At 68.5% G+C, this 16,953-nt stretch carries 14 protein-coding genes and 2 pseudogenes; 8 read left to right on the forward strand and 8 right to left on the reverse strand.

Annotated features, from left to right (window positions below):
- Positions 1–3 precede the first annotated feature (3 nt).
- Genes GORHZ_RS05425 through GORHZ_RS31525 form a run of 7 tightly spaced genes read left to right on the forward strand, consistent with a single transcriptional unit; the run spans position 4 to position 6,005 of the window.
- Positions 4–720, forward strand: coding sequence for a CBS domain-containing protein (locus GORHZ_RS05425; protein ID WP_006331093.1), 717 nt, complete (start codon positions 4–6; stop codon positions 718–720).
- Positions 717–1,844 (forward strand): 4Fe-4S dicluster domain-containing protein, encoded by a 1,128-nt coding sequence (locus GORHZ_RS05430; protein WP_006331094.1) that lies wholly within the window; start codon positions 717–719, stop codon positions 1,842–1,844. Before GORHZ_RS05425 ends, GORHZ_RS05430 begins: the two co-directional genes overlap by 4 nt.
- Positions 1,841–2,296 carry a Crp/Fnr family transcriptional regulator gene (locus GORHZ_RS05435; protein ID WP_006331099.1) on the forward strand — a complete coding sequence of 152 codons (456 nt, stop codon included), beginning with the start codon at positions 1,841–1,843 and terminating at the stop codon, positions 2,294–2,296. Before GORHZ_RS05430 ends, GORHZ_RS05435 begins: the two co-directional genes overlap by 4 nt.
- A complete protein-coding gene (locus GORHZ_RS05440; protein WP_006331100.1) occupies positions 2,293–3,177 on the forward strand; it encodes an FAD/NAD(P)-binding protein in 885 nt (294 codons plus the stop codon). The genes GORHZ_RS05435 and GORHZ_RS05440 overlap by 4 nt, the downstream gene beginning before the upstream one ends.
- Complete coding sequence (locus GORHZ_RS05445) at positions 3,178–3,951, forward strand: NADH-quinone oxidoreductase subunit B family protein (RefSeq protein ID WP_006331103.1); 774 nt, start codon at positions 3,178–3,180, stop codon at positions 3,949–3,951.
- A complete protein-coding gene (locus tag GORHZ_RS05450; RefSeq protein WP_006331106.1) occupies positions 3,935–5,227 on the forward strand; it encodes a Ni/Fe hydrogenase subunit alpha in 1,293 nt (430 codons plus the stop codon). Before GORHZ_RS05445 ends, GORHZ_RS05450 begins: the two co-directional genes overlap by 17 nt.
- 10 nt (positions 5,228–5,237) lie before the next feature.
- Positions 5,238–6,005, forward strand: coding sequence for a hydrogenase maturation protease (locus GORHZ_RS31525; protein ID WP_006331109.1), 768 nt, complete (start codon positions 5,238–5,240; stop codon positions 6,003–6,005).
- On the opposite strand, the gene GORHZ_RS05460 is transcribed toward GORHZ_RS31525, so the two are convergent.
- From GORHZ_RS05460 to GORHZ_RS05495, 8 genes and pseudogenes are all read right to left on the reverse strand, one after another.
- Positions 6,002–6,259 carry an acyl carrier protein gene (locus tag GORHZ_RS05460; protein ID WP_040530324.1) on the reverse strand — a complete coding sequence of 86 codons (258 nt, stop codon included), beginning with the start codon at positions 6,257–6,259 and terminating at the stop codon, positions 6,002–6,004. The two genes, GORHZ_RS31525 and GORHZ_RS05460, sit on opposite strands and share 4 nt — an antisense overlap.
- An 8-nt stretch (positions 6,260–6,267) precedes the next feature.
- Positions 6,268–7,596: a dihydrolipoamide acetyltransferase family protein gene (locus GORHZ_RS05465; protein WP_006331111.1), complete on the reverse strand. Its 1,329-nt coding sequence runs from the start codon at positions 7,594–7,596 to the stop codon at positions 6,268–6,270.
- A 10-nt stretch (positions 7,597–7,606) separates the two neighbouring features.
- Positions 7,607–8,581: an alpha-ketoacid dehydrogenase subunit beta gene (locus GORHZ_RS05470; RefSeq protein ID WP_006331112.1), complete on the reverse strand. Its 975-nt coding sequence runs from the start codon at positions 8,579–8,581 to the stop codon at positions 7,607–7,609.
- Positions 8,578–9,576 (reverse strand): pyruvate dehydrogenase (acetyl-transferring) E1 component subunit alpha, encoded by a 999-nt coding sequence (gene pdhA, locus GORHZ_RS05475; protein WP_006331114.1) that lies wholly within the window; start codon positions 9,574–9,576, stop codon positions 8,578–8,580. The genes GORHZ_RS05470 and pdhA overlap by 4 nt, the downstream gene beginning before the upstream one ends.
- Positions 9,577–9,598: 22 nt before the next feature.
- Complete coding sequence (gene acsA, locus GORHZ_RS05480; RefSeq protein WP_006331116.1) at positions 9,599–11,368, reverse strand: acetate--CoA ligase; 1,770 nt, start codon at positions 11,366–11,368, stop codon at positions 9,599–9,601.
- Positions 11,369–11,466: 98 nt separating this feature from the next.
- Complete coding sequence (locus tag GORHZ_RS05485; RefSeq protein ID WP_006331117.1) at positions 11,467–13,089, reverse strand: ABC transporter permease; 1,623 nt, start codon at positions 13,087–13,089, stop codon at positions 11,467–11,469.
- Between the two features lie 5 nt (positions 13,090–13,094).
- Positions 13,095–14,021 carry an ABC transporter ATP-binding protein gene (locus tag GORHZ_RS05490; RefSeq protein ID WP_006331118.1) on the reverse strand — a complete coding sequence of 309 codons (927 nt, stop codon included), beginning with the start codon at positions 14,019–14,021 and terminating at the stop codon, positions 13,095–13,097.
- Between the two features lie 312 nt (positions 14,022–14,333).
- A pseudogene (locus tag GORHZ_RS05495) lies at positions 14,334–15,603 on the reverse strand (HNH endonuclease signature motif containing protein).
- Positions 15,604–15,715: 112 nt separating this feature from the next.
- Between GORHZ_RS05495 and GORHZ_RS32340 the strand changes: the two are divergent.
- Positions 15,716–16,952, forward strand: a pseudogene (locus GORHZ_RS32340) (ISL3 family transposase); the annotation flags it as partial.
- Position 16,953 lies beyond the last annotated feature (1 nt).

Here is a 16,953-nt window from a genome sequence, read left to right on the forward strand (position 1 = left end):
CCCGTGCCCCACCGAACCGTTGCCGATGTCATGACCGCCGACGTGCTGTGCCTTTCGCTCGGCACGAGTTTCCGATCCGTCGTCGAAGCGCTCGCCGAGCGAGGTGTGAGCGGTGCGCCGGTCGTCGACACGGACGGTCGGGTGGTCGGAGTCGTCTCCGAGGCCGACCTGATCACCGCCCAGGCACAGATCCCACCCGATGGGTGGCATCGATTCCTCGCCCGCGTCGGGCACTCCACGCAGGAGACTCCCCATGGGGCCGAACTCGACACTGTGATGCACTCGCCGGCCATCACGATTCCTCCGGACGCGACGGTACGGGAGGCGGCCACACAACTGGCGCGGCACGACATCAAACGGTTGCCCGTGGTGGACGACGACGGTCGACCGATCGGGATCGTCTCACGTAAGGACGTGCTGCGCGTCTACCTCCGTTCGGACTCCGATCTCGCCGACGACATCCGCACGAACGTGCTCGAGCGCGCGATGTGGATGGACCCCGCATCGATCGAGGTCCAGGTGGCCGACGGCACGGTCACCTTTCGCGGGACGGTCGAGCGACAGAGCATGGTCCCGATCATCGATCACCTCACCCGGGCGGTCGACGGTGTCGTCGACGTCGTCGTCGAACTCGATGCTCGACTCGACGACCGTCACGTGCCGCCGCCACCGCCGGAGGTCACCGGCATCCTGCACCTTCCGCACCGGCCGGACCGATGAGCGCGATCATCGACCGCGCCGGCCTCGACCGGCTGATCGAGGTGCTCTGGGCGCGCGGATACGAGGTGATCGGACCGACGGTCCGTGATGGCGCGATCGTGCTCGAGCGGCTGGCCACCGGGGCGTCGCTGCCGGACGGCTGGGGAGTTCTGACCGCACCCGGGTCATATCGGTTACGTCCCCGCGATGACGGTGCGGTCTTCGCGCACTCGGCGGGACCGCAATCGTTCAAGCAGTTCCTGCATCCACCCCACCGGCAGCTGGCCACCATCGATCGGGACGGCGACTGGCACGAACCGGATGAACCCGACCCGCGATACGCGTTCGTCGGGGTACACGCCTGTGATCTCGCGGCGATCCGGGTGCTGCGTGAGGTCCTGTGCCGCGGCACCCACCCCGACAGCGCGACGGCACGCCGGTTCGCCCGGCTGTTCGTGGTCGCCGCGAACTGCACCGAACCCGGCGAGGTCTGTTTCTGCGCCTCGATGGGCACCGGTCCGGGTGCGGACCGCGACTACGACCTGGCGCTCACCGAGCGCATCGACGACGACGGGCACCGTTTTCTGGTCGACGTCGGCACCGACGCCGGAGCCGGCGTCCTGGCCGAGATCTCCCGCCGCGACGCCGCCGACCCCGAGATCGACGATGCCCGCGCCGCGGTGCGTGACGCGGCCGGGCGCATGGGTCGGCGGATGCCGCAGGTCGACTTGCGCGACATGCTGGCTGCGGCGCGCGACTGTGACGTCTGGGCCGACGTCGCCGACCGCTGCCTCACCTGCGGCAACTGCACCATGGTCTGCCCGACCTGCTTCTGCACCACCGTCGAGGACCACACCGACCTGACCGGCGACCATGCGCAGCGGTGGCAGCACTGGTCGTCGTGCTTCGAACCCGACTTCTCCCACCTGCACGGCGGCAACGTCCGCGACTCCGGCGAAAGCCGCTACCGGCAATGGATTTCGCACAAGCTGGGCACCTGGCACGACCAGTTCGGCAGCTCCGGATGCGTCGGCTGCGGACGGTGTGTCGACTGGTGCCCGGTCGGCATCGATATCACCGCGGAGGCCTCCCGGCTGACCGGGGCGATCGGCTGGGCCGAGACAGAACCCGAGAGGCCGGCATGAACCCGGTCGACCATGATTCCGTACCGGCTGCGCCGACCGCATTGTCGGCGGTGCATCGGGTCCGACTGCTCGGACTTGGTCGACGGGTGAGCTTCGAACCCGGCACGCTGCTGTTCTCGGAGGGCGATAGCGCCGACCAACTCTGGGTTCTGCACAGCGGGCGCGTGGCGCTGGTCGCCGGTCACCCGGGCCGCGGCGAACTCGTCGTCGAAACCCTCGGCGCCGGTGACCTGCTCGGTGTCTCCGGACTGACGCGGTATCGCTCGTACCATTACGGCGCCCGCGCGCTGCTGCCGACCGAGGCCACCGAGATCGCGGTGGACGACCTACACACGATGACCCGGGCCGATCCCGAGTTCGGTGCCGCGGTCGCCGATCTCCTGGTGGAGACGTTGTTGGAACGGCTGCAGTCCGCGCGCGCCCGTCTGCTCGACCTCTACGAGCCGACATGAGTGCCGACTTCGCAAGCAACGGGAGGACCGGTGCCGCGACGACCGGGACCGCGACGACCGGAACGATGGTGCCCACGCGGTATCGGGTACGTGAACGCATCGTCGAGGCGGCCGACTGCGCGTCGCTGACTCTCGAACCCGTCGACCGGGCGCTGGCGCCGTTTCGGCCCGGGCAGTTCATGATGCTCTACGCGTTCGGGATCGGGGAGATAGCGGTGTCCTGCAGCGGCGATCCGGGCGCGGCGGGAGGTGCCGCGATGCACACCATCCGCGGGGTGGGCGCGGTCAGCACCGCGCTGCGCGATGCCACGCCCGGCACGGTCATCGGGATGCGCGGACCCTTCGGCACCGACTGGAACCTGGCCGACTGCGCGGAACGCGACCTGCTCATCGTCGCCGGCGGGGTCGGACTGGCGGCCGTGCGCGCGGCGGTTGTGGCGGCGGTGGGGCGGCGCGACCGCTATCGGCGGATCGTGCTCGTCGTCGGCGCCCGCACGCCCGCACAGATCCTGTACGGTCGCGAACTCGACATGTGGGCCACAGATTTCGGCGTCGAGGTCGAACTCACCATCGATCGTCCGGCCGTCGGATGGACCGGATCGGTCGGGTTCGTGACCGACCCACTGAGACGGCTGGCGCTCGACGCGGACGCGACCTCGGCCCTGCTGTGCGGGCCGGAGCCGATGATGCGTTTCGCCGCGAGAGTGTTGCTGGAGAAGGGAATCCGGCCCGACGACGTGCGGGTGTCGTTGGAGCGCAACATGCAGTGCGGGATCGGACACTGCGGGCATTGCCAACTCGGCGAGTTGTTGTTGTGCCGCGACGGGCCGGTGGTGCCCTATTCGGTCGCCCGACCGTTGCTCGGAGTGGGGGAGCTCTAGATGAACCGACCGACACTGGCCGTATGGAAGTTCGCCTCATGCGACGGCTGCCAACTGTCGTTGCTCGACTGCGAGGACGAACTGCTCGCGCTGTCCGGGGCGGTGCGGATCGCGCATTTCCTCGAGATGTCCAGTGCCGTCGAGGACGGGCCCTACGATCTGTCCCTCGTGGAGGGCTCGGTCACCACGGCCGCCGACGTCGAACGCATCCACCGCGTCCGCGAACAGTCACGCACGCTGATCACGATCGGTGCGTGCGCGACCGCCGGCGGGGTACAGGCGCTACGGAACTTCGGCGACGCCACCGAGTTCGCGGCGGCCGTCTACGCGCACCCCGACTACATCGACACGCTGGCCACCTCCACGCCGATCGCCGCCCACGTGCCGGTCGACTTCGAACTGCGCGGCTGCCCGATCGACCGGGGACAGTTGCTCGAGGTGATCACTGCATTCCTGGCCGGCCGTAAACCGAACATCCCGAACACCACCGTGTGCACCGAATGCAAACGCCGCGGCCTCACCTGTGTGATGGTCGCGCACGGCACGCCGTGTCTGGGGCCGGTCACCCACGCCGGCTGCGGCGCGGCGTGCCCGGCCCAATCTCGTGGCTGTTACGGCTGTTTCGGCCCGGCGCCCGACCCGAACATCGCGTCGCTGTCGGGGTGGCTACGGGAGTCGGGGACCAGCGAGGACACCATCGACCGGATGCTCGCGACGTTCAACGTGGCGGCACCGGAGTTCGTCGAGGGGCGCCGGCATGGCCGAGGAGACTAGGCGGCTGACCCTGCGCGGACTTGCCCGCGTCGAGGGTGAGGGCCGATTGCATGTCTCCATCACCGGGGGCTCGGTCGACCGGGCCGACCTGAACATCTACGAGCCGCCGCGCTTTTTCGAATCCCTCCTGCGCGGGCGGGACTTCCGCGAACCACCCGACATCACCTCGCGCATCTGCGGGATCTGCCCGGTGGCCTATCAGGTCAGCGCCTGCAACGCGCTCGAACAGGCCTGTGGCGTCGAGCTGAGCGACCCGATACGCACCCTGCGACGGTTGCTGTACTGCGGGGAATGGATCGCCAGCCACACCCTGCACATCTACTTCCTGCACGCCCCTGACTTCCTCGGTGTCCCCGACGCCGTCGAACTCGCGCGCCGGCAAAGCGAGGCGGTGGAACGCGGGCTCGCCCTCAAGAAGGCCGGCAACGCGATCCTCGAACAACTCGGCGGTCGACCCATCCATCCGGTCAACGTCCGGGTCGGTGGCTTCTACCGGGTGCCCACCCGCGCAGAACTCGCCCCGCTCGCCGAGCAACTGCGCCGCGCCCTCGACGACGCGGTGCAGACCGTGGCGTGGGTGGCCGGGTTCGACTTCCCCGACGCCCGCCTCGATTGCGACCTGTTGGCCCTGCGTGGTCGAGATCGGTATCCGATCGAGGACGGGACCATCGCGTCGGCGAGCGGTGCCGCGTTCGACGCCGCGGAGTTCCCGGCGCACGTCGCCGAGCATCAGGTTCCGCACTCCACCGCTCTGCACGCCCGCTTCGACGGGCACCGCTACCTCACCGGACCTCTCGCCCGGTTCGCGCTCAACGCATCGTTGCTCTCCCCGGTGGCGCAGCGGGCCGCGGCGGACGCCCGACTCGATGACGAGTGTCGTAACCCGTTTCGCAGCATCGTGATCCGCAGCGTGGAGACGGTCTACGCGGTAGAGGAGGCGTTGCGTCTGATCACCGACTACGAACCCCCCGACCGACCGAACGTCGAGGTGGAGCCGGTCGAGGCCGTCGGCCACGGGGTCAGTGAGGCGCCCCGCGGGCTGCTGTATCACCGCTACGCGATCGCCGCCGACGGCACGATCCGCGACGCCGTCATCGTGCCGCCCACCGCTCAGAACCAGTCGGTGATCGAAGATGACGTGCGCGCTATCGTCACTGCGAACCTCGCCGCCGGCGATGCCGAGCTGACCGAACTGTGCGAGCGGACGGTCCGCAACCACGACCCGTGCATCTCGTGCGCCGCACACTTCCTCACCACCACCATCGAGCGACGATGACGGTGCGGTCATGACGGGCGTGCCGAAGACGGGCGTGCTCATCGGAGTCGGCAACGAATTCCGGCGCGACGACGGTGTCGGCCCCGCGGTCGCGCGTGCACTCGAGAACGTCGTCCCGCCGGGCTGGCGCATCGTCGAGTCGAGCGGTGACCCCACCGAACTCCTCGACGCGTGGTCGTCGGCGTCGACGGCGGTGACCGTGGATTCCCTCGTCTGCGAACCGTCGAATCCGGGCAGGGTACATCGGTTCGACCCCGGTGCGGTGCCGCTGCCGGTGGATGTGCCGAGTTCGCATGGTCTCGGTGTCGCCGAGGCGCTCCGGCTGGCCGAGGTGCTCGGACGGGTGCCGCAGCGACACGTCGTCTACGCGATCGAGATCGCGGACACCGGTGTCGGAGAGGGGTTGTCGCCTGCGGTGGCGGCGGCGGTGCCGGTGGTGGTGTCCGCGGTGTGGGCCGAGATGGCGAACAACCCTTGCCATCGACGGTATCCTCAGGAAAGGAGGCGTGTGATGTTGGCAAAGACCGGAGACTGGCTCATCACCGAACAGCCCGTGCTCGGCAAGGAACCGAGGATGGGACTGATCGTCGAAGTACACTCGTCCGACGGTTCGCCGCCGTACCTGGTGAAATGGACCGACAACGATCACACCGCGCTCGTCTTCCCCGGGCCGGACTCGATCGTGCGGACCGCCGCCGAGGTCGAGGCGGCCAACCAGGCGAGCGCCGAACGCGCCGCACGGGTGGAATCGGAACTGTCGCACCGATCCGAAGGCTAGTCCTCCGGCGTTGCGCGGTGCTGCTCGACGTAGCTCACGATGTCGTCGAGTGTCCGTAGGTCGGCGTAGTCCGATTCGGGGATGTCGACCCCGAGCGCCTTCTTGACGCCGATCAGGAAGTTCAGCCAGTCCATCGAATCCAGGTCCGCCTGATCGCGCAGCGGTTCGTCGGCGACGAGTTCCTCGTCCGACAGTTCCGGCGCGACGTCGTACAGCGCGTCGGTGACCGTGCTCAGGATCGCTTCGCTGTTCATGGTGCCCTTCACAATTGGTCCGGCCGTTGCAACAGATCTCTGATGTGGGCGAGGAACAACCCGCCCCGGCGTCCGTCGCTGACCCGATGGTCGGCGGCGAGACTGGCGACCACGACCGACACCGGCCGGATGTCGTCGCCAACGACCCACGGGCGTACGACCGGTTTGCCGAAACCGACCAGCGCCACCTGCGGTGGGTAGATCACCCCGAACACCGACTCGACACCCTGATCGCCGAGATTCGTCACCGTCAGCGTCGGGTCCGACACCTCCGAACTGCGGAGCTTGCCGGCCCGCGTCCGTTTCACCAGGTCGGTCAGATCCGCCTGAATCCGGTCCAGCGATTTGTCGGGCACGTCATGGATCGCGGGGGCGATCAGTCCGCCGCGACGCAGCGAGACCGCCACGCCGACATGCACGGCCGATTGCTGATGGAACTCCTCGTCGATCCAGAACCCGTTCATCTCGGGGTAGCGACCGGCGGCCACGGCCACCGCCTTGAGCAGCAGCACCGCTGGCAGGATGCGCTCGGTGACCGAGCGTTGTGCGTTGCGTTCGGACAGCCACGCCTGCGCGGCGGCCAGCGGTATGGACTCCGACAGGTAGTAGTGCGGGATCTCCCGTTTGGACCGGCTCATCGCCGCCCCGATCGTCCGGCGCATCTCCTTGGCGCGGTCGGCTGCCGTTTGTGCGGGGGCCACCGACGGCGCGGATGGCTGTGCGGTGGGCGCCGCGTCGGCGGCGCGGTCGACGTCGGCGAGGGTGATCGCGCCGCCCGGCCCGGTACCCGAGACCACATCCGGATCGATGCCACGCACGTGAGCCCGACGCCGTGCGGCGGGGGAGATACGGGTGCGGGTGATCGGTGCAGCGCCGGAATCTGCCATCGGCGCCGGGACAGGGGTGGCAGCGGTCGGAGCTGCGGTCGGCGCCGGTGCAGCGGGTGGTGTCGGTGCGGGCGGAGTCGGTGGTGGTGGCGGAGTCGGTGCGGGCGAGGTCGGTGCCGGCGTCTCGACCGCCGGAGTCTCTGCGATCGGATTCTCGGCCGCCGGAGTCGCGGGCGCTTGGGCCTGGGGTGGCCGGTCGGTGGGCGGCGTCTCGCCGGGCTCGAGGAACAACGCCATCACCGTGCCCACCGGGATGGTCTGGCCCACCTCGACGATGAGTTCGGCGACCGTGCCCTCGTGCCACGCTTCGACGTCGATGGCCGACTTGGTGGTCTCCACCTCGGCGACCACCTGGCCCTTCTCCACGGGGTCACCCGGCTTGATCATCCACTCGTTGAGTCGCGCCTCGTCCATGTCGGCGCCAAGCGACGGCAGCCTGAACTCGATCACCGGCGCCCACCTACTCCGCGCCGAGGACGGAATGCACTGCGGTCACGATCTTTTCGGGCTGGGGGACAGCGGCCTCCTCGAGATGTCGAGCATACGGAATGGGCACCTCCGCGCTGCACACCCGCGCGGGCGGCGCGTCGAGCTCGTAGAACGCCTCCTCGACGATGCGGGCCATCACCTCGCCGGCGAGGCTGCCGCTGCGCCAGCCCTCGTCCACCACGACCGCACGGTGGGTTTTGGTCACCGACGACACGATCGTGGTCATGTCGAGGGGACGCAGCACGCGCAGGTCGATGACCTCGCAGCCGACTCCTTCCAGGGCGAGCATTTCGGCAGCGCGCAGCGTCTTGTGCAGCGACCCGCCGTAGGTGATCAGCGTGACGTCGCCGCCCTCCCGGCGGATCGCCGCCGAGGAGATGTCGACCTCGACCGGGCCCTCGAGGTCCTCGGCGTCGTTGTAGAGCGTGGCGTGCTCGAAGATGATGACCGGATCCGGATCGGCAAGCGCCGGTGCGAGCATGCCGCGGGCGTCGGCGACGGTGGCCGGCGCCAGCACGGTGATGCCGGGGATGTGGGCATACCAGTTCTCCAGGCTGTGCGAGTGTTGCGCCGCCAGCTGCCGACCTGCGCCGGTGGCCATCCGGATCACGATGGGCACGGAGAACTGCCCTCCGGACATGTGCCGCAGGGCCGCGGCGGTGTTCACCACCTGATCGAGTGAGAGCAGGCTGAAGTTGACGGTCATCACCTCGACGATCGGGCGCATGCCGCCCAGCGCGGCGCCGATACCCACGCCGACGAAACCGAGTTCCGACAGCGGCGTGTCCCGGACGCGTTCGGGCCCGAACTCCTCGAGCAGCCCCTTGGACACGGCGTAGGTGCCGCCGTATCGGCCCACGTCCTCACCCATCAGGAACACCCGTTCGTCGGCGATCATCGCCTCACGGATGGCGTCGCGCAGCGCGCCGCGGTAGGTCGTCTTCATCGGAGCTCCTCGACCGGGGTGGTGACATCGCGTTCGAGTTCCTCGACCGGCTCGAAACTGCCCTGCTCGGCGTAGGCGACCGCGGCGTCGACCTCGGCCTCGGCGCGTGCGTCGATCTCACCGGATTCGTCCTCGGTGAGCAGCCCCGCCTCACGGAGCCGGTCGGTGAACGTCGTGATCGGATCGCGCTGCTTCCAGGCCTCCACCTCGGCCTTGTCGCGGTAGAGTTCCGGGTCGAACATCGAGTGCGCACGGAAGCGGTAGGTGAGGAACTCGATGAAGTAGGGTCCACCGGTGTCGCGGATGTGCTGCGCGCCGAGGCTGGCCGCCTCGTGGGTGGCGATCACGTCCATCCCGTCCACCTGCACCGTCGGTACCTTGTAGGCGGCGGCCTTGGCGGCCAGGTCGGTCTGCGACTGCGCACGTTCCAGCGCGGTGCCCATCGCGTAGCGGTTGTTCTCGCAGCAGAACAGGATCGGCAGATTCCACAGGGCCGCCATGTTCACCGATTCGTGGAAGGCACCCTCGGCGACCGCGCCGTCGCCGAAGAAACAGGCCGTCACCCGCCGTCGTCCCTGCATGGCGTCGGCCAATGCGATACCGACCGCCAGCGGCAGACCGCCGGCGACGATCGCGTTGCCGCCGTAGAAGCGGGAGTCGGCGTCGAACAGGTGCATCGACCCGCCCCGTCCGCGTGAGCAGCCCTCCTGTTTGCCGAACATCTCGGCCATGATCGACGTCATCGGCACCCCGCGGATCAGCGCGTGACCATGCTCTCGATAGGTGGCGACCACCGCATCGTCGTCGGTGAGTGCGCGCAGCGCCCCCACGGCTACCGCCTCCTCACCGACGTACAGGTGCAGGAAACCGCGGATCTTGGTGGCCCCGTACAGTTCTGCGGCGCGTTCCTCCATGCGGCGGATGCGCACCATGTCGCCGAGCAACTCCTGCAGAAACTCCCGGCGGTAGGGCAGGGTGGTCGTCGCGGTGTTCATGTGCGCGACTCCGTCACGGTGTTCATGAGCCCGACTCCAGCGTCGAGATGTCACCCTCGGGCAGGCCGAGTTCGCGGGCCTTCAACAGCCGGCGCATGATCTTGCCGCTGCGGGTGTGCGGGAGGTGGGCGGCATAGTCGATCTCCTTCGGCGCCACCGCGGCGCCCAGCTTCTTGCGGGCATGTCCGAGCAGTTCGCGGCGTAGCTTGTCGTCGAACTCGTAACCGCGGCGCAGCGTGACGAAGGCCTTCACGACCTCGCCGACGATCGGATCGGGTTTGCCGATCACGGCCGCCTCGGCGACGGCGGGGTGCTCCATCAGCACGTTCTCCACCTCGAACGGCCCGATCAGATGGCCTGCGGACTTGATCACGTCGTCGGCCCGTCCGACGAACCAGAAATAGCCGTCCTCGTCACGTTTGGCCAGATCGCCCGACAGGTAGAGATCGTCGACGAAGCACTTGCGGTAGCGCTCCTCGTTGTTCAGGTAGGCGCGGAACATCGACGGCCAGCCGACCCGCAGGGCGAGTTCGCCCTCCTCACCGGGGGTGTCGATCACGGTCACGCTGTGGTCGGGGTTGTGTCGCACGAGCACGGCGTCGATGCCGGGCAGTGGCCGGCCCATCGAGCCGGGCTTGATGTCGAAGGCGGGCGTGTTGGCGATCATGATGCCGCCGGTCTCGGTCTGCCACCAGTTGTCGTGGATGGGCAGACCCAGCACGTCGCGGCCCCAGATCACCGCCTCCGGGTTCAACGGTTCGCCGACGCTGGCGATGAACCGCAGCTGCGGACGCGGGAACTTGTGTGCCAGTTCGCCTCCGGCTTTCATCAGCATGCGGATCGCGGTGGGCGCGGTGTACCACACCGAGACGTCTTGCTGCTCGAGAATCCGGTACCAGCGTTCCGCATCGAAGTCGGCCGGATCGATGATCGAGGTGACCCCGTGCAGCAGGGGAGCGATGATCCCGTAGGACGTGCCGGTGACCCAACCGGGGTCGGCCGTGCACCAGAACGTGTCGTCGGGGTGCAGATCGAGGGCGTACAGACCGGTCGTGTAGTGCGTGGTGACCGCGCCGTGCACGTGGACGGCACCCTTCGGGGTTCCCGTCGTCCCGCTCGTGAAGTGCAGCAGCGCCGGGTCGTCGGCGGTGGTCTCGGTGATCTCGGCGTCGTCGGAGGCGTCTGCCATCAGGGCGCGGAGGTCCTCGGTGCCCGGAATGTCGGTGGGCGCACCGGATTCGTCGACGAGCAGAACGTGGCGCAGCGTCGGCATCTCCTCACGCATCTTGGCGATCTTGCGTCGGTACAGCGATGAGGTGGTCAGTAGCACCGACCCGCCGCCGAGCTGTACGCGCATCGCGATCGGTTCGGGGCCGAACGCCGAGAACAGCGGCGAGACGACGGTGCCGTTGCGTAGCGCCCCCAGCACGCCGGCATACAGTTCCGGGATCCGCGGCGAGACGACGAACATGGTGTCGCCCTTGCCGATTCCCAGCCGACGCAGCACGTTGGTGAACCGTCGGGCCAAGGTCGCGAGTTCGTCGTAGGAGACGTCGCGGGCGGTGATGTTGCCGTCGGGACCGGTGTCGCCGAGGAAGCGCAGGGCGGTCTTGGTGCCCGTGGGGCCGCCGACATAGCGGTCCACCGCGCAATAGGCGATGTTGCAGCCTCCGCCGGGCATCGCCAGCCCGTCGGCCATGCGTGCCCAGCTGAAGCTTTCGCGGGTTGCCACGTAGTCGTCGAAGTTCGGCGGCACACGTAGGTCAACCTCGGTCTTGCGGATGACCTCCATGTGGCTCACGCTACCGGCCGCGGTTTCGACGTGGTGGCGGTTCGGCCGGGTCCGGGACCTTCGACCCAGCCCGGTCGGCGATGGGCCCGGCGGTGTGTTCAGTAGCCCACGTCGCGGCGGGTCAGTCCGGCGAAGCCGGCGGCCAACGCTGCGGCGGCGAGGATCGTCACCACGACGAGGGGTGTTGCCGTGATGGTGTCCAGCGGCGCCTGCGGAGTGTGCTCGAACGGCGACGCCTCGCGCGACCAGTCGGGCATGCGGAACGATTCCGCGAAGATCGCCACCACCACGCAGTAGGCGACGGCGATCCACGCGACGATCGCCGCGGCCCGCGGGAGCCAGCCGATGCCGAGGACCGCGATCGCTATGATCAGCCAGACCGCCGGCACGTAGACAAGTGACACTCCGATGAGCCGGGTGATCTGGCCGAGATCGGAGATGGTGAGTCCGTAGGCGAGCCCCTCACCGCACGCCCCGAACGCCAACACCAACGCACTGCCGCCCAGTGCCATGACGACGTGGCCGCCCAGCCAGGACACCCGGTTGTTGGTGGCGGCGATCACCGGTTCGGCCAGCGCCGAAGTCTCCTCCCTACGTGCCCGCAACACGCTGTTCACGCCGTACGCAGCGGCCAGCAGTGCCGCGATCACCAGGGTCAGCGCGATGTAGGCGTCCACGGCCTGTTCCGCGCCGCCAGGCAGGTAGTCCGCGACCTGCGGGTTGTCCTTGATGAAGTCGGCGATGCTGTCGGTGAACGATCCATACGCCGCCGACAGGATGAACACACCGACCACCCACGCGATCAGCGAACCGCGGTGCAACCGCCATGCGAGCCCGAGCGACGATCCGAGCGCCCGAGACGCCGTCGCCCGCCCCGCGCGGTAGCCGAGTAGGCCTGCCCCGAAGTCCCGGTGCTCCAACAGCACCGCGCCGGCGGCGATCGACACCGCGCCGCCGATCAGGAACAGCAGCAGGGGCCACCAGGTGTTGTCGACGTAGGGCAGTGTGCGCTGGCCCCAGCCGATCGGGGACAGCCACGACAAGGTGCCGTTACCCACGTCGCCCGCAGCTCGGAGTACATAGGCGAGGCCGATCGCCGCCGTGACGGCGCCGTAGACGCTGCGCGGGTTCTCGAAGACCTGGGCCGCGAGCGCGGTGAGTCCGGCGAAGGCGAATCCGACGCCCGCGAGCGCCGCGCCCATCAGCACCGAGCCACCCACCGGCAGGCCCGTCAGCACCGTGGTGAGGGCCACCACCACCCCTGCCGCCAGATCGGCCATGATCGCGAGCACGACCGCGGCCATGAGCGGCGCCCGGCGCCCGACCCGGGCCGAGCGGATCAATTCGGCGCGGCCGGTCTCCTCGTCGGATCGGGTGCGTCGGCCGACGAGGAACATGTTCATCAGTGCGAGGACGATCGCCGCGTAGCCGAAGATCTCGAAGACGACTTCGCCGCCCACCGTGGCCAGCAGGTCCTGCGGCCCGCTCAGTGCGACCAGTGCAGGGTTGCCGCCGACGGTTTCGCGCAGTGAGGCCAGCTTCTCCGGTGTGTCATAGAGATCTTGGCTACCAAAGGATTGGAAGCCCACCAGGGCCGCAGTGCCCAGCAACCAGAAGACCAGGCCGATCCGCTCGCGGCGCAACCCGAAGCCCAGCAGCAGGCCGAAGCCGGTGGTGGTCTCCGAGGCCCGCACTCCCGACGGACCGGCCACCGTGGTCATTGTGCTCACCTCGCACCGCCCGGGGTCGAGGCGTCACCCGGCACCGGCGACACGGAGTCGTCGTAGTGGCGCAGGAAGATGTCCTCCAATGTCGGGGGCGAGCTGGCGAGGTTACGCAGCCCCAGCGCCGCGAGCTCACGCATGACGGTGTCGAGATCGACGGCGTCGACGTCGAATCTGATCTGGTTGCCGTGGCGGACCACGTCGTGCACCCCCGGCAACCGATCGATCCCGACGGGTTGCTCGTGGGTCTCGGCGGTGATGGCCAGACGACTGAGGTGGCGCAGTTCGGCGAGGGTGCCGCTCTCCACCGTGGTGCCGAGTCGGATGATGCTGACTCGGTCGCACAGCACCTCGACCTGGGCGAGGATGTGGCTCGACAGCAGCACCGTCCGGCCCTGCTCCCGGACCTCGGCGATGCACCGCTGGAACTCCGCCTCCATCAGCGGATCGAGTCCGGCGGTGGGTTCGTCGAGCAGCAGCAGTTCGGCGTCGGAGGCCAGCGCGGCGATCAGCGCGACCTTCTGTCGGTTGCCCTTGGAGTAGGTGCGCGCCTTCTTGCGCGGGTCGAGGTCGAAACGCTCGAGCAGGTCGTCGCGGCGGCGTCGGTCGGAGTCGCCGCGCAGGCGGCCCATCAGGTCGATCACCTCGCCGCCGGTGATGCCCGGCCACAGATTCACGTCGCCGGGGACATAGGCCAGGCGCCCGTGCAAGGCCACCGCGTCGCGCCAGGGATCACTGCCGAGCACACTGATGGTGCCGGAATCGGCGCGCAGCAGACCCAGCAGGATGCGGATCGTGGTGGTCTTCCCGGAACCGTTCGGACCGAGGAAGCCGTGTACTTCGCCTTCCTCGACGGTGAGGTCGAGGTTGTCGAGCGCCTTGACATGCCCGAAGGTCTTGGTCAGTCCCGAGATCGAGATGGCGGTCATGATTCCAGTGTCATCGAGCCGTCCGAGGATCGCCAGGGGCCTATGTCACGGTGTCGTGGAGCGATGGCGACGGAGTCGACCCCACCGGGACCTCGACCATGGCCGAACAGGCGGTCTCGGTGGGCCCGCCGGACTGAGTTCCGGCGGACCCACCGGGGGGTGGCCCGGTTTCACACTATGGAGTTCTCAAGGAACGTGCGTCCCGGTGGTTCCGGGGTGGTCTGGTCGGGTCGGGTCGTAGTGCTGGTCGGTTCTTCCTGGTCGTGCTCGGGGTCGGGCTTTGGGTCAGGCCTGCGGGCTCAGGCCTGCGGGTCAGGCGGCGACGTCGTCGAGGTGCACGGTTCGGCGGTTGTAGGCGGGGATCGGGGTGCGTTTCGGGTCCTGCTCCACCGGCGGCAGCAGCCAGGGATGCCGGTCGGCGCCCATGATGATGTCCCAACCGGAGGCGTGGATCTGGGCGTGACACGAGGTGCACAACAGGCAGCTGTTGTCCAGGTCGGTGGGCCCACCGTCAGCCCACTGCCGCACATGATGACACTGCGTATATCCTGCTGCCGCACCGCATTTCACACAACACTGGTCACGGACGATCAACGCCCTGCGTTGATGATGAGTGAACAGGCGCTGCGGGTGTCCCATGTCCAACGGCACGTTCTCGCCGTCGACGATGATCGCGGTCACCGTCGCGTCACAGGACAGCGTTTTCGCCAGGGTCTGCGAGATCGGGCCCAGCCACTGCAGGGCCGCCGCATCCGGGGTGTCGACGGGGACGGTCAGATTCAACTGTGTTTTCGGGGCCGCCACCAGATCGGTGACCCCCGACTCGGCGGCACGTGCGGCGGCATCGAGGATCCTCTCCAGCGCGTCGGCGCGGCGTTGCCCGGCGCTGCGGGCGTCGTCGGACCCGTCGGGTTCGGGGCGTTTACCGGCGAGGGATTCGATGGCCGACACGAGTTTCTCCCCGGTCACGATGTCCAGGTTCGCGTGTACCTCCAACCGGCCGTCCGTCGTCGGTGGGCTTGCTAGTCCACTCGTTGATGGAACGGTCCTCGCTCGCCGGGACCCCGCCGTGGTCGTCGGCGATCTGGTTGCCGAGCTTGCGGGCGGTGTTGAGCACCTCGCGCGGGGTGGCCCCGGCACACGCTTGGGCGATCAGGGCCAGTTTGTGCTCGATGCGTGACACCTCGCTCAACGGTTCGGGGGAGCGCTTCTCGACATGGGCCATCCCGCGGACCAGGGCGTCGACGTGTTCTGAGGAGAAGACCCCATCGCCCGAGTACGCCGCGACCCGTTCCAGGGTGGACAGGGCGGCCGCGATGCGCAGCCACCGGTCGGCCACGACCGGTGCGGCGCCCATCTTGATCAGCAGCGCGCGGGTCTTGCCGCCGGTCTGGCGGGCCACCCCCAGCCGGTCCAGGGCGCCGGTGTGCACGGCGAGTTGGTGGTCGACCACGTTGCGCAGGCCCATCAGGATCTTGGGGGTGTCGAACACCTGACGGCCGGTGGCGTCGGCGGTGATGGTGAGGTCACGGACGGTGGGGAGCAGGGTGTCGATCGGCATGCCCCCATGGTAGTCGAACATCTGTGCGAACTGCGACGCTGCGGTGGGTTATCCACAGGCCAGTCTGAAACCCGTAACACCTCGTCCCTCAATGGATTTGGTTTGCGAATACTCAACCCTGAAGGAGCAGGCGTTGCGTGTGGTCAGGATACTGCTGAAGGCCCTGCGAATCGCTCGCGGTCGGGTGATCGGGGCCGAGTTCACCGCCGATGATCACGGCCCGCTGGTGCTGGTCCGGGTCGAGGCACACGCGCGGGCACGGTCGCGATGCCCGCACTGCAATCGCGTGTGCGGTGGTTACGACCGCGCCGACCGGGCGCGCCGCTGGCGGCACCTCGACATCGGTGGCACACGCTGTTTCAGCGAGGCGCGGGTGTCGCGGCTACGCTGCGCCCGCCATGGCGTGGTCACCGAGAAAGTGCCGTGGGCGCGGCCGGGAACCAACCTGACCCGAGCGTTCGACGACCTGATCGCCTGGCTGTGCGCGCATAGCCCGGCCTCGGCGGTGTGCCAGTCCCCGAGAGTCTCGTGGCGCACCGTCCGGCGCGTCGTCGAGCGCGTGGTCGCCGAGGCCACCGGCTCGCAAGACCGACCGGCTCAAAGGGTTGCGGCGCATCGGCATCGACGAGATCGCCTACCGCAAAGGCCACCGCTACCGGACCGTGGTCGTCGATCACGACACCGGCCGGCTGGCCTGGGCCGGTGAGGGCGGCAACAAGGAAAGCCTGCAGCGGTTCTTCGACGAACTCGGCGACACCCGCACCCAACAGCTCACCCATATCAGCGCCGACGGCGCCACCTGGATCGAAGCAGTGCTCACCGAACGAGCCCCGCACACCTACCGGTGCATGGACGGCTGCCACGTCATCCAATGGGCCAACCGAGCCCTGGACCGATGCCGATCACGGCTGCGGGGCACCGTGGCCGGACTCTCCGACACCGACCGCAAACACCTGCGATGGGCACTGCTCAAAAACCCCGAAGACCTCACCGACAACCAGCGACTCGTCCGCGAAACCCTTGTCGCCGACGTCAACAACGACCTCGCTGTGGCCTACCAACTCAAGGAAGGTCTACGCCACCTCTACTGGCGAACCTACCGTGACCCCGAACGGGCACTCAACACCTGGATCCGCCGCGCACACAGCAGCGGAATACCGGAAACGATCAGCCTCGCCACCAGCGTCGAGAACCACAAAATCCAGATCATCAACGCCATCAACTGCGACATGTCAAATGCCCTCGCCGAGGCCACCAACACCCACCTGAGGGCCCTCACCAAACGGTCCTACGGCTTCCACAGCGCCGACGCACTCATCGCCATGGCCCCCCTCACCCGAGGAGGAGTCCGCCCCGCCCTGCCACACCAGC

Source organism: Gordonia rhizosphera NBRC 16068 (assembly GCF_000298195.1).
Lineage (GTDB): Bacteria > Actinomycetota > Actinomycetes > Mycobacteriales > Mycobacteriaceae > Gordonia > Gordonia rhizosphera.